General features: G+C 64.2%; 12 protein-coding genes. 6 read left to right on the top strand and 6 right to left on the bottom strand.

Translation table 11 applies throughout. From position 1 onward, the window contains the following. Positions 1-157: 157 nt before the first annotated feature. The 3 genes from IFO71_RS20480 to purM form a co-directional block, all read right to left on the bottom strand. Positions 158-823, bottom strand: a complete 666-nt coding sequence (locus tag IFO71_RS20480; RefSeq protein WP_484573329.1) for a DUF3108 domain-containing protein — start codon at positions 821-823, stop codon at positions 158-160. A 65-nt stretch (positions 824-888) separates the two neighbouring features. Then, complete coding sequence (gene purN, locus IFO71_RS20475) at positions 889-1,590, bottom strand: phosphoribosylglycinamide formyltransferase (protein WP_192031548.1); 702 nt, start codon at positions 1,588-1,590, stop codon at positions 889-891. A 77-nt stretch (positions 1,591-1,667) separates the two neighbouring features. Continuing rightward, complete coding sequence (gene purM / locus IFO71_RS20470; RefSeq protein WP_332309425.1) at positions 1,668-2,702, bottom strand: phosphoribosylformylglycinamidine cyclo-ligase; 1,035 nt, start codon at positions 2,700-2,702, stop codon at positions 1,668-1,670. A 156-nt stretch (positions 2,703-2,858) separates the two neighbouring features. Here purM and IFO71_RS20465 point away from each other — a divergent pair, with 156 nt between their 5' ends. Genes IFO71_RS20465 through IFO71_RS20450 form a run of 4 tightly spaced genes read left to right on the top strand, consistent with a single transcriptional unit; the run spans position 2,859 to position 6,502 of the window. Continuing rightward, complete coding sequence (locus tag IFO71_RS20465; RefSeq protein ID WP_192031547.1) at positions 2,859-3,908, top strand: DUF2066 domain-containing protein; 1,050 nt, start codon at positions 2,859-2,861, stop codon at positions 3,906-3,908. A gap of 7 nt (positions 3,909-3,915) precedes the next feature. After that, on the top strand, positions 3,916-4,491 hold the full coding sequence (locus IFO71_RS20460; protein ID WP_192031546.1) for a CDP-alcohol phosphatidyltransferase family protein: 576 nt from the start codon (positions 3,916-3,918) through the stop codon (positions 4,489-4,491). Beyond that, a complete protein-coding gene (locus tag IFO71_RS20455; protein WP_192031545.1) occupies positions 4,488-5,792 on the top strand; it encodes an AI-2E family transporter in 1,305 nt (434 codons plus the stop codon). Before IFO71_RS20460 ends, IFO71_RS20455 begins: the two co-directional genes overlap by 4 nt. Beyond that, positions 5,789-6,502, top strand: coding sequence for an HdaA/DnaA family protein (locus tag IFO71_RS20450; RefSeq protein WP_192031544.1), 714 nt, complete (start codon positions 5,789-5,791; stop codon positions 6,500-6,502). The genes IFO71_RS20455 and IFO71_RS20450 overlap by 4 nt, the downstream gene beginning before the upstream one ends. A gap of 358 nt (positions 6,503-6,860) precedes the next feature. On the opposite strand, the gene IFO71_RS20445 is transcribed toward IFO71_RS20450, so the two are convergent. After that, the gene (locus IFO71_RS20445; RefSeq protein WP_192031543.1) at positions 6,861-7,604 is read right to left on the bottom strand and encodes an N-formylglutamate amidohydrolase; all 744 of its coding nucleotides are present in this window, start codon (positions 7,602-7,604) and stop codon (positions 6,861-6,863) included. Positions 7,605-7,803: 199 nt separating this feature from the next. Here IFO71_RS20445 and IFO71_RS20440 point away from each other — a divergent pair, with 199 nt between their 5' ends. Beyond that, positions 7,804-9,369 (top strand): peptide ligase PGM1-related protein, encoded by a 1,566-nt coding sequence (locus IFO71_RS20440; RefSeq protein WP_225444825.1) that lies wholly within the window; start codon positions 7,804-7,806, stop codon positions 9,367-9,369. An 18-nt stretch (positions 9,370-9,387) separates the two neighbouring features. Here the strand turns inward: IFO71_RS20440 and IFO71_RS20435 are convergent, their stop codons facing one another. Continuing rightward, entirely contained in the window at positions 9,388-10,254 is an 867-nt protein-coding gene (locus tag IFO71_RS20435; protein WP_192031542.1) for a hypothetical protein, read from the bottom strand. Positions 10,255-10,263: 9 nt separating this feature from the next. On the opposite strand from IFO71_RS20435, the gene prmC reads away from it, so the two are divergent. Next, positions 10,264-11,127 (top strand): peptide chain release factor N(5)-glutamine methyltransferase, encoded by an 864-nt coding sequence (gene prmC, locus IFO71_RS20430; RefSeq protein WP_192031541.1) that lies wholly within the window; start codon positions 10,264-10,266, stop codon positions 11,125-11,127. A 97-nt stretch (positions 11,128-11,224) separates the two neighbouring features. Here prmC and IFO71_RS20425 read toward each other — a convergent pair whose 3' ends face one another. Then, entirely contained in the window at positions 11,225-12,790 is a 1,566-nt protein-coding gene (locus IFO71_RS20425) for a hypothetical protein (protein ID WP_192031540.1), read from the bottom strand. Between the last annotated feature and the right edge of the window lie 356 nt (positions 12,791-13,146).

Genomic DNA, 13,146 nt, shown 5'->3' with positions numbered 1-13,146 from the left:
CTACGCGGGACTGCGTCCCGATCTCGCCCAAGTGGGCCCACCACTTGGGCTCGTCGCGCCTTGCACTCGACGCAAAGTCCTCGGTGATCATCCGCGCCCCCTCATGAAATATCCGGGTTAGGCCTGAGCGGAGCAAGTCCGGGGCCTCGCTGTACCACTACGGCAAGACCTGCTGCAGCCTGAGTTCGAATTTTTCTTTGCCCCTTTCGGTTTGCAGCACGCGCACCGGTGTAGGGGGGAGGCCGGCAGCGTACCAGGCGGTGGTGATGCGTTGTTTGTCGTGGCGTTCGCCGCGTATCGGAATGGCGCGGAAGCGGCCGGCGGGGACCTCAATCGTTTCAGCTTCGCCGATGGTGTAGTCCAGTGGCTTGGCTTCGCCACGGTCGTGCAGGACGAACTCCAGTCTTGCGCCGGCCGGCTGTTGTTGAGCGGCTAGGCCCAACTGCAGGTTAAGAGACGAGCCGGTGGCAGGGGTGCCTTGCAGCGGGGCGATCCTCGGCTTGCTGTCGTCGATATCGCCCTGCCAGTGGATTTGCCGGCTAAGCCAGTCAAAACGCACCGACAGATCGCGGTCACGCAGCAGCGATTTCGCGCTCATCTCGGCCCGCGTCAGACGTGGCCCAGCGGCGAGCAATTCGAGTTCGGCTGATTGATCGGTGCGAAAGCCGGCCAACTTGGCCAGGCCGCGGGTGCCGAGCGCATAGACGCGGTGCTGATAGCGGGTGGCCGCGAGTTGCTGCAGTTCGATCCGGCTTTCGCCGGCGTCCTTGCCATCGACCCGCACCAGATAGTCGGCGCGAAACGGTTGTAGTCGGTCAGGCATTGTGTCCTCGGCTCGCAGCGCAGAGGGTACGGCGAGAGCAACCAGTACAAGGCCCAGCCAGCGAGTCAGCGTGTCCATTGATTTGATTGGCTGAGCTGCAGTGGCCGCTGCAGCACCTGGCCCTTGAACTCGACCGCATGTTTCGCCAGTCCGATCTCGCCGCGGGCCATTGCGGCCACCGTGGCCAGCAGCAAGGGGTGTTCACGATCCAGTACGCGCGCGGCCAGGGTGGCCTCGCTGTCGTCGGCCAGCACCGGTACGCGGACCTGCGCGATCACCGGGCCGCCGTCCAGTTCAGCGGTGACGAAATGCACGCTGGCGCCATGCTCGCTGTCGCCGGCTTCCAGCGCACGGCGGTGGGTGTGCAGGCCAGGGTATTTGGGCAGCAGCGATGGGTGGATATTGATCATGCGTCCAGTCCACGGTGTCAGCACTTCGGCACCGATGATGCGCATATATCCGGCACAGACGATGAGGTCGGGCTGAATCGCGCTGAGTTGGCTGAACAGGGCGTGATCGAAGTCCGCACGGCTGGCGTAGCCCTTCGCAGATTCGGCCCAGGTCGAAATACCGGCCTCGCGGGCGCGTTCAACTACCGCTGCTGATGGCTTGTCCGACAGCACAGCGACCAGTTCGATCGGCAGTGAAGCGTTCTGTTGTGCGCGCAGCAAGGCGGAGAAATTGCTGCCGCGTCCGGAGGCGAGGACGGCGACGCGGTAGGGGCGGGTAGCGGACGGGCGACGGCTGGAGGCGGCAGATGCATTCACGGTGCTTGGGTTCCCGACGCTCAACCCCGGCTCCCGCTTCGGCCCGCTGGGCACGGGCTTCCACGGCGAGCGGGGGGCTAACCGATATGGGTGCGCTCGGCCCGGTTGGTTTTCACCACCTGGCCGATGGCACGGGCTGGCAGGCCCAGCTCGGCGCAGCTCTGACTGACCGCGGCCACCTGTTCAGGCCGCACCAGCAAGGTGAAGCCGATGCCGCAGTTGAAGGTGCGCCACATCTCCTGGTCCACCACGCCGCCTTCGCGTTGCAGCCACTCGAACACCGGCGGCAGGGTCAGGGTGCTGGCCTCAATATCCAGGCCCAGCCCGTCGGGCACCACACGGATGATGTTCTCGCTCAGGCCGCCGCCGGTGATGTGGGCGAGGCCAGGGATGAAGTGCCGTTTCAGCAGCTCCAGTACCGGTTTAACATAGAGCTGCGTCGGCGCCATCAGGGCGTCAGCCAGGCTGACGCCACCGATATCGAGATCCAGCGGCCGGCCGGCGCGATCGAGAATCCGGCGGATCAGCGAATAGCCATTGCTATGCGGGCCGGACGAGGGCAGGGCGAGAATCACGTCGCCGGCCTCAACCTTCGAGCCGTCAATGATCTGCGACTTCTCCACCGCGGCGACGCAGAAGCCGGCCAGGTCGTACTCGCCGGGCGGGTACATATCGGGCATTTCTGCGGTTTCGCCGCCGATGAGAGCGCAGCCGGACAGTTCGCAGCCGCGGGCAATGCCGCCGACCACGGCGACCGTGGTCTCGACATCAAGCTTGCCGGTGGCGAAGTAGTCGAGGAAGAACAGCGGCTCGGCGCCTTGCACCAGCACATCGTTGACGCACATGGCCACCAGATCGATGCCAATGGTGTCGTGGCGCCCCAATTGCTGGGCCAGCTTGAGCTTGGTGCCGACGCCGTCAGTGCCAGACACCAACACCGGTTCGCGGTACTTGCCACTGAGGTCGAACAGCGCACCGAATCCGCCCAGCCCGCCCATCACTTCAGGACGAAAGCTGCGCTTGACCAGCGGCTTGATCCGCTCGACAACGGTATTGCCGGCATCGATATCGACGCCGGCGTCGCGATAGGTCAGAGATGGGGGTGTGCTCACAGCGGGCTCGGCGACGGCGGGTTCAGGGCGCGAATTCTAACCGATGGGCTGGCTTCACTCATGAATCGATCGAGCGCGGCTTGATCAGAATTCGGTGCCAGCGTGAGCTTGCCCGTATCATTGGCCGCCTTACGCCTGTTGCTCAAGGATTTCGCAATGATTCGTGTCGTCCGTGCTGTCGCCGCCGTGCTCTGGCTTTGCCTTTGGTCGGGCGGGCCGACGCTGGCGCAGGAAATCGATCTGTACGAAGGCGAAGTGCTGGTCAACGATCAGTCCGAGGCGACCCGCAATGCCGCCTTGCCGCGGGCGCTCGCCGCTTCACTGCTGCGCATCACCGGCGATCCCACCGTGGTCAGCGACCCGGGCATTCAGTCCGATCTGGCGCAAGCATCCTTGCATCTGCAGCACTACCGCTATCGCCAGGATCCACAGCCCGGTGGCGGGCAGCAGCTGAGTCTGGTGGCGCGCTTCGACCCGCGGGCGGTGGACGCATTGGTTGCCTTGTCCGGGCGCCAGGTCTGGCCCACCCCGCGGCCCTTGCCGGTGGTGTGGCTGGCGATCGACGATGGGCGCGGCGCCCGGCTGCTCGGCAGCGCCCAGGCCTCGGTGGTGCAAGCCCTGAGCCAGCGTGCCCGGGTGCGCGGGTTGAAGCTGAGTTTCCCTTTGCTGGATCTGGCCGAGCAGCGCGATGTGCCGGTCAGTGCGCTGTGGGCGGGTGATACGGCGGCGGCGCGTCGGGCCAGCGAGCGCTATCAGTCCTCGGTGTCGCTGATTGGCAAGCTGTATCGCAGTCCCAGTGGCTGGACCTGCGACTGGAAGCTATACCAGGGTGAGCGCTTGCTCGGCGAAACCAGCGCCAGCGCGCCGGATGCCAACAGCGTGCTGGCCGTCGGGGCCGATCTGGCTGCCGACCTGATGGCCGCTGCCGCGACCAGTGAGATCGCCACAGGCCCCGCCGGCCGCTATCTGGTCGAAATCAGTGGACTGCGCAGCGCCGAGGATTTTAGCCGCGTGCTGGCCTACCTGGGCCGGCTGTCGGTGGTGCGCTCGATGGCGGCGCAGGGCGCCGAGGGAGACCGGCTGCGGGTCGAACTTGAGCTCAGCACCGGCGTTCAGGGATTGAGTCGCCTGCTGTTGACCGGCAACGTGCTGCGGCCGGCCGAAGGCAGCAGCGAATCGCGGCCGCAGTTCGTGCTGCAACCCTGACAGCCCGGTGCTCTGGCGTCACCTGCCCAATGCCCTGACCTTCCTGCGCCTGTTGCTGGCGCCGATGATTTTCTATTGGCTGTGGCAGGGCGAGTTCGGTCAGGCCGCGGGCTGGCTGCTGGCAGCGGTTTTCAGCGATCTGCTCGATGGCTATCTGGCCCGCCGATTTCGCTGGCAAAGCGAGCTCGGCGGTATGCTCGACCCCTTGGCTGACAAACTGCTGATGGGGTTGTGCTTCATCGGCTTGACCCTGGCCGAGCAGGTGCCGCTGTGGCTGTTGGTCTTTGTGTTGGCGCGCGATGTGGTGATCGTGACCGGTGCACTGGCATATCGTTTCTTGATCGGACCCTTTGCCGCTGAGCCGCGCTGGCTGGGCAAGTCCAGCACCCTGGTGCAATCTTCATTCGTGCTGGTGACGGTGTTCGCACTGGGTTGGAACTGGCCTTTGTCACCCTGGCTGGACTATGCCGTCTGGACGGTGGCAGCGGCGGCCTTGCTGAGCGGCGCCGACTATGTCTGGCATTGGTCCTGGCGCGCCTGGCAGGCGGGCGGCGGTCGCAATCAGAGGAATGGACGAGCATGATCACCGACACTCATAAGTGGCAGATGCTGGCCCTGACCGTGCTGGTCGGTGGCTTGTTGTATTTGCTGGCACCGGTGCTTACGCCGTTTGCCATCGCCGCCCTGTTTGCCTACCTGGGTGATCCTCTGGTCGACCGACTGGAGGCGCGCAAGATGTCGCGCACCTGGGCGGTATCCCTGGTGTTCCTGTTGATTACCCTGTTCTGGGTCCTAGTGCTGTTGATCCTGGTGCCGATTCTGGAGCGCCAGATCAGTGGCCTGATCAGCCGCGCGCCGGAATACCTCAGCTACGTGCAGGAGGCAATCCTGCCGCGCATCGAGGGCCTGCTGGGTGTGCAGCTGGATCGTATTGAGGGCGCCAGTGTGGTGGGGGCGCTGAAGCAGCACTGGCAACAGGCCGGCGGCGTGGCGGCCGCGGTCCTGGGCGGATTGTCGAAGTCCGGTCTGGCGGTGATTGCCTGGACCGCCAATCTGCTGCTGTTGCCCGTGCTGATCTTCTACCTGCTGCGCGACTGGGATGTGCTGGTTCAGCGTGTGCGCGAACTGCTGCCGCGTTCGGTGGAACCGACGGTGGTGCGCCTCACCGGCGAAGCCGATGTGGTGCTGGGCGCCTTCCTGCGCGGCCAGCTCAGCGTGATGTTCGCTCTGGGCACCATCTATTCGCTAGGTCTATGGCTGGTGGGCATCGAATTCAGCCTGTTGATCGGTATGCTGGCCGGCCTGGTCAGTTTCATTCCCTATCTTGGCGCCATTGTCGGGGTGGGTGTCGGGCTGGTCGCCGCGATGGTGCAGCACGGCGACATTCTGCATGTGGTGCTGGTGCTGGCCGTGTTCGGCGCTGGCCAGACCATCGAGAGCTTCCTGCTCACACCCTGGCTGGTCGGTGACAAGATCGGCCTGCATCCGGTGGCGGTGATCTTTGCCATCATGGCCGGCGGTCAGCTGTTCGGCTTCTTCGGCGTGTTGCTGGCCTTGCCGGTGGCGGCCGTGGCGATGGTGCTGCTGCGCTACGCCCATCAGCGCTACACCACCAGTTCCCTCTACAGTCACACCTCGCTGGCGCGGCGGCATGGCGTGCCCGACGCGGGGGATCCCGCCGCGCCGGACGACAGGCCTGACTCGCAGACCGGCGGTTCGGCCGCTGCGGGGGCCATCGAGGCGGCCCCGGCGCCGCCATTGGCCGTGGATGATGGCAAACCGGCGCAAGGCGGCGCACAGCCGCCCAGCGCCGCGCCGGCCGCGGCCGACGCGTCTAAGCGCGCAACACCCACCAAGGGCAAGCGACGCAAGGGCAAGCCGTGAACGCATTGCAGCTGCCCTTGAATCTGGCCCGCCCGGAATCGCCGGGCTTGGAGCAGTTCATGCCCCTGGGCTCGCCCTTGGTTGCGGCGCTGCGTGGCTGGTTGGCGGAACTGCGAACCGCCAGCTTCAGCCTGTTGCTGAGCGCGCCCGCGGGCTGCGGCAAGACCCACTTGTTGCTGGCCTTGGGGGCAGCGGCGGCGAACACCGAGCTCAATCTGGCCTACTTGCCCCTGGCGCAGTTGGGCCAGCATGCAGAAAGCGTGCTGGCCGCGCAGCCAGTATGTGATGGGCTGCTGATCGACGACCTGCAGGTGGCCGAACACAGTCCGGCGCTGCAACTGGCGCTGTTTGCCTTGCACAACCGCCAGCGCGATGCCGGCGGTGGCCTGCTCTACGCCGGGCGTGGCGACCCGCACGACTGGCATCGTGCCCTGCCTGATCTGGTCTCCCGCCTTGGGCAGTGCACGCGCTTCAATATCCCGCCCTTGAGCGAAGAGCAGCGGCGGCATTGGCTTGCCAAGCGAGCCGCAGCGTTGGGGCTGGTGTTGGATGAGGCCGCCCTGGACTATGTGTTTCGTCGGGTCGGACGTGATATGCACGGATTATGCAAACTGCTCGATCAACTCAACCACGCCAGTCTGGTGCAGCAGCGCCGAATCACCCTGCCATTCCTGCGCCAGGTGATCCAGGCGCCGGATGCCGCAGATTGAGCCCCTTGAAGGGCGCTCCCTGAGCCAGTCGAAGGGCGGTCCCTGAGCCAGTCGAAGGGCGGTCCCTGAGCCAGTCGAAGGGCTCCTTGGCGAAGCAATAGGTTAAGGTGGTGCAACGTGTCCACCGGCGCCTACGCAGAAAGCTCCGTCGTCGGCCTGCGTGGGGCGCTGTCGAGGCTCGCTTCGACACGCTCAGCGAGCGCGAGGGTGCAGTCCCTGATCCAGGACTACGGTGCCCGCGTGGTGCCAGGTTCGTGCTTCGGCGACCGCCTCGACGCAGCCTGAGTCGTGGGCGATCTTCGCACCCTTCGACGGGGTCTGAGCACGTCGAAGTGAGGTGATGCTGGTCGCATCACATTCAGCGCAACATTTCACCCCGCTGCAGTGCGCTGGCAATCCTTGCGGCCCAGGCCTCTGCGGCATGCTGATCGGGGATCAGGTCGTTGCGAATCTCCAGCAGGATGTGCGGCAGACCGCGGCTGATGGCATGGCGCTCCAGCGTATAGCCCAAAGCAACACGGCCATCGTAGGGTTGATTGTCGCCCACCGGGCCGCCGTCTTCGATCAAGGCATTGATCACCCCAGCTACCGGCTCGCGGGAAAGCTTCCATAACACACCGATCCTCCAAGGGCGGGCGACACCGACCAGCACCGGTTCGAAACTGTGGATGGCCACCAGCAGAGGGGTCTCGCCCGAGGCCAGTCGGGCGACAACGGCGCTTTCGATCGCCGTGTGGTAGGGCTGATGGTAGTCACGCAGCCGTCGCAACCGCTCGGCCTCGGTCAGCGACTCGTTGCCAGGCACGAAGCTGTCGTCTGATCGGGCCAGAATGAGGTCGGCATGATCCGGCGCGCGGTTGGGGTCGGCGACCAGCCTTGACACGCGCCAGCCGAGCAACTCGGCATCAAGCACGTACGACAGTGCCTGCGCCACCGCCAGGGCGCCCGGGTCCCAGGCGATGTGACGACGCCTTTGATCGTCATCCAGGCCGAGCTGCTGCAATTCGGCTGGAATCTGATTGCCTGCATGGTCGCAGAGCAGCAGCACATTGCGGCGTGTACCGCGGCGATGCACCAGCCAGGGTGGGGTATCGATGTCCATGGGCCGAGTGTGCCGCGTCAGTGGCAACGAGGCTAGCGGACTGCTGAGACCCACTTCAGCAGCCCTGCTATCGCGCGCCGGCGAACGGTTGCGCTGAAGACCTGCAGAGCCTGCCTCGGGCTTGATCCGGGGATGGTGGTCTCAGCGGCCTGCCTGAGCGTTCGGCTTGGCCGCCCTGAGTTGCTACAGTGTGGCAGGCATGAGTGAGCTCAAACGCAGCGAGGTGTGCATGTTGCCAACCCAGCCCAGTGCTGCTGCGGAGACCCTGGGTGAATTTCGCTGGGCCGAATTCGAGCGGCTGCAGACTCAGCTGCCGCCACTGTTTCGTCATGTGTTCGCCGACCCCGCCGCGCCGCGCTGCGTGGTGGTGGTGCCGGGCCTCAGCTTGGATCCTGAAGTGCTGGCGAAAGTGTCAGGTGCGCGCTTCTATGAGGAGCGCATGCTGAGCATGCTGATGCTGCTGCGCTTTCCCAACACCAAGTTGGTGTTTGTCACCAGCTCACCGATCGACCCGGCAATCGTTGACTATTACCTTGGCCTGTTGCCTGGCGTGCCCGGCGCGCATGCGCGCAAGCGCCTGGTGATGTTGAACGCGCACGATGCTTCATCGATGTCATTGAGCGAGAAGATTCTCCGTCGTCCGCGCTTGCTGGCGCGCATTCGTCAGGCCATTGACGACCGCACCAATGCGCATCTGTCGGTGTTCAATGCCACCGAGCTCGAGGCGCGGCTGGCCTGCCTGCTTGGTATCCCGATGTACGCCTGTGATCCACGATTGGCCTACTGGGGCAGCAAGAGTGGCAGTCGCGAGAGCTTTCGTCGTGCCGGCGTGGCCTTGCCTGATGGCGAAGAGCGCTTGCGCGACCGCCAGGATGTGCTGCAGGCACTGCTGGCATTGAGACAGCGCAATCCAGATCTGCGCCGCGCCGTGGTCAAACTGGAGGAGGGATTTTCCGGCGATGGCAATGCCCGCATAGAGCTAGATCGCCTGCCTGCGACGGCTGGCGACGGGGCACTCGAGTCGCTGCGCGAAGCGCTGGAGCCGGAAGCCGCGGATATGCAGGCCGACGAGTTCCTGGACAAGTTCGATCAGCTGGGTGGCATTGTGGAAGTCTGGTTGGAGGGCGATCGTATTCATTCGCCTTCGGTGCAGGTCAGGATCAATCCACTGCGGGAGATCGAGCTGATTTCCACCCACGATCAGGTGCTCGGTGGCCGCAGCGGCCAGGTGTTTCTGGGCAGCCGTTTCCCCGCCGATCGCCGCTATCGTGCCGAGTTGCATGCGTCGGCCTTGAAAGTGGCCGCCGTCCTGCGGGATCAAGGCGTTTTGGGCCGCTTCTCAATCGACTTTCTGCATCGACAGAATGGCAACGATCAGCAGCTATTTGCCATCGAGACCAACCTGCGCAAAGGCGGCACCACCTTGCCTTTTCAGATGCTGCAGTTTCTCACCGCAGGCAGCTACCAGCCGGAAGCCGGCGAGTTCGTCACGCCGCTGGGGCAAACCCGTTGTTATGTGGCGAGTGACAATCTGCAAGAGGCCAGCTACCGCCGACTCGGGCCGGAGGATCTGATCGACGTCCTGGTGCAGCACCGACTGCATTTCGACAACACTCGCCAGCGCGGCGTGGTGTTCAATCTGATCGGTGCCCTGTCGGAGTTTGGCAAGCTTGGTCTGGTCTCGATTGCCGATTCGATGGAACTGGCACAGCAGCAATACGACGAAGTGGTCAATGTGCTCGATCGGGAAACTGCCGCGGGCTAGTGGCCGTCAGAACGTCTGCTAGCGATGTTCGCGGGCGATCAGATCGTGATAGCAAACCAGGCCGGTGGCCAGGATCAGACTCAGTGAGATGGCGTGGATCGGCGCGAACATCAGCTCAAAGCCGGTTAGCCATTGCAGATTCAATAGTGCCTCCGGCCCGTGTCTGAAGTAACTCACGCCCATCGCAAGCGACATGATCAGTGGCAAGGCAACCAGCAAGATGCCGGTGTACGCGAGGAGAACCACGCCGATAACGGCGCTGGTATGCCACCAGTGCCGGCGAATCAGGGCCAGACTTCGGCGCAGACTCGCAAGCGCAGCGCAGCCTTCAAGGCCGGCGGCAAATAGAAAGAACACGCCCGCTAGGCTGAACCAGGTGGGGATGATCCAAAGCAGCACCGTGCTGAGCAGGAACAGGCCCAAGGCGTCAGCCGAAAAGGGTTGCCCGATCAACCAAACAAGATGTGCAATCCACGGTGCCAGGCAGACAGCCAGGAACAGGAAATAGATCAGGTAAGCGCCGGTGGCGGCGGGGAGTCGACGTAGCACCTGCTCCAGGTTTTGCCTGATTGACTGCGGCTGAGCTGTCGCGCGTTGCTGCAAACGCAGCACGGCCAAGAGCTGGCCGCCGACCGAGACCACGAATATCAGCGCCCAAAGCAGCCAGTAGCTGGGTCGTGCCATGACCTCGCTATCCACCTGAAAACCAGCAGTGGGCGCGATCCTGGTCGCACTGAACAGAAGACCTGGCAGTAGCGCCAGCATTGCTGGCAGCAGCAAGGGCAGGAAGCAACTCGACCATGCGCGCCGCCAGAGGCGAAAACTGCGCTCAATCAGGGGGCCGACTTCGCTTGGCTGATCGGGAAAGAACGGCTCGCTTATCATGCGCACATGATGCCCGATTCCGAAACAGTCACCATCGCCGGCGCCTGGCAAAAGGCCAAGGCCCGCTTGCCTGACGAAGATCCGGCCAGTCTCAGCGAGCTGTTCGATCGTGGCCTTGGCATCACCCCGGCGGTGCTGCATGCCTTTCCTGAGCGGCGCTTGAGCGCGATGCAGTGTGAGCGGCTTGAGCAGTTGCTGCAGCGCCGGGCGACCGGCGAGCCGCTGGCCTATGTGCTAGGCCGGCGCGGGTTCTGGAGTCTCGACCTTGAGGTCGATCCCAACACATTGATTCCGCGGGTGGACACCGAACGTCTGGTCGAGGTGGCCCTGCAATTGATTCCGCCAGACGCCGATTGGCAAGTGGCCGATCTTGGCAGCGGTAGCGGGGCGATCGCCTTGGCCCTGGCCAAGGAGCGTCCGGCCTGTCGCTTGCTCGGTATCGACAAGTCAGCAGCGGCCTTGCGCGTGGCGCGGCGCAATGCCGAGACGCACGGCCTGCGTCGGGTCTGCTGGCTGACGGGCGACTGGTTGTCGGCCTTGCAGGCGGACAGTGTGGACATGTTGGTCAGCAACCCGCCCTATATCGCCGCTGCTGATCCGCATCTGCAGCAGGGCGATCTACGTTTCGAGCCAGCCTCGGCTCTGGCGTCGGGCATCGATGGGCTGGACGATATTCGCCAGTTGGTCCAGGCTGCGCCGCGCTGCTTGCGCGGCGGCGGCTGGCTGTTGTTCGAGCACGGTTGGGATCAAGGCGCAGCCGTGCGTGCCCTACTGGCGGCGCGGGGGTTTGAGTCGGTGCGCACCGAACCTGACTACGAACAGCGTGACCGGGTCAGCCTGGGTCGCTGGTCTCAGGCGCTGAGGAATCGCTGAGCAAGCGAAGCTCGACGTTGGCGCAAATGCGGTCGAATCGAGTCCGGCCCTGTGCCGGACCTGATCCGGGAGTCGACTTGTTCAGACCTTTCCTGCGTCAGCCCCGACCCAGCGACTCAGCGCGAATCAGTGAGGCCTTGAGTACCGAGAACTCGCCGGTGCCGCCTCCCACGCGCGCCGACACCCGCAGACGGTCGCCTTCCACAGCGCGCAGTTCCACCGTGCGCGCACCGCCCAGGCGGGTCCAGATGCGGATCGGTGCACCGACGTGCTGCTTGAGATCGCCCCAGGCCAGCGCTTGGCGCTGGCTGCCACTGCCGACGGTGACGACCTTGCTGCGATCAAGACTGGCGCGACTGAGTGGGATCGAATGCGTGGGCGGCGCCTCAATCGCTGTCGTCTCGGCAGCGTCCTCCGGCACGGTGGACTCTGTTCCTGCGACTGCCAGTTGAGCGGCATGCTGTGCCGCCTGTGCCAGGCTGCCCAGCGGACGATCGAGATCGGCCTTGCTCTGTTGCTCGGCCTGGCGTTCGGCTTCCAGTGCCTGCCACGGCGTCATGTCGCCATTTTCCCACGCCACCAAGGGTTGTTCGTCGAATTGCTGCAGGCCCACGGGCAGCAAGTGCTGGCGATCGCCAAAGCGCAGCTGGGCCGACTTCAGCAAACGGGCAGAAAAATCTTCAATTTCCTCGTAGGCATTGCTGACCGCAGGGTTGTAGTTGACCTTCAGGCTAAGTTCGCCGCCGTTACGGGCAAATGTGGCATAGCGTTCACGGGTGGTCGGATCAACCGCAATTCCGATGCCGGCCAGCAGACGCTCCACGGTGTCGGTATGGCGTGTCACGAACTGCTCTTGGTCAATCGATTCCTGCGTCGCGCAATGGGCATTGCGGGCCTTTACAAAGCCTTGGTCCTCGACTTGCCATTCCTCGCTTTCGATCAAACCGACGGTTTCATCAATCATCAGCGCATTGCGCGGCCCGCTGCTGAGCTTTTCTTCGCGTTTCATGCTGACCTTGCCGGCACCGGGCGTACCCAGACTGACCGTGGTGGTCAGTCGATTGCCCTGCACCTGATAGTTGAAACTCAGCTCCGAGGGACCGAGATTCAGCCCCATCGCCAGCAACTCGTCGCGCGTCCACAGCTCATCGCGGCGACAGCCCTCAGCCTCGTAAGGCGAGGCGCTGATGGCGCCGAACGGACCCAGGTCACCCAATGAGGGGTCGAAGCCGTCCTCGGAGTGAATGCCGCTCAGACGTATATGCAGCTGGTCCAGATGCGGGGTGCTTCGATCCTTTCGGCGATCGAACTTTCCGAGTTTCAGGCTGGTAAAGCTCTTGAACAGCACCCAATGCAGTCCGGGCGTCTGCACTCGCACCGACTCAAACCGAATGCTGGGACTTTCTCCATCGCCCCAATCCTCATACGGGTAAACGACCACGTCGTTCGCAGTGACATCGCCATTCCAGGTGACCCAGGCGCCGCGGTACACCGACTCGGTGTCGCCGAAGGCCACCAACAGGGCGCGACCGATCAGATGATTGGCCATGTTGGCGACCAGAAACATGGCGATGGCCACCAAGCCGACCACATAGAGGACACGCATCGGCGAAATATACAGCGGCTGCTTGCCGCCTTTCCTATGACTGACCGCACCGACCACCGTGTACCGCTCCTGCCGTGAAGAAGCGGCGAGGATAACGGGTCGATTGCCGATGGGCCAGCTAGCCCGGATACTTCATGAGGTCGCGCCGAAAGATCCGGCAATTCCAAGCGGGGCGAGAGTTTCGACCGATGGTGTTGCGATAACAGAGTGTTCGCGATCTTTCGGCGCTGGCACGGCCCTCATTCGGCCGCTGCGCGGCTACGCAGGGCATTCGCCCTGAGGTCCTTTGTGCCGACTGCCGCGTTGTTCGGCTGCTACGCAGCAACGGCTACTTCGTAGCCTGCGCCTTCGCTACGCTCGGTCGGCTGCTACGCAGCAACGGCTACTTCGTAGCCTGCGCCTTCGCTACGCTC

This window comes from Pseudomarimonas arenosa, from assembly GCF_014841215.1.
In the GTDB taxonomy this organism is placed as follows: Bacteria; Pseudomonadota; Gammaproteobacteria; order Xanthomonadales; family Xanthomonadaceae; genus Pseudomarimonas; species Pseudomarimonas arenosa.
Note: the sequence above shows the minus strand (reverse complement) of the source record. Positions and strands in the feature narration are given on the sequence as shown.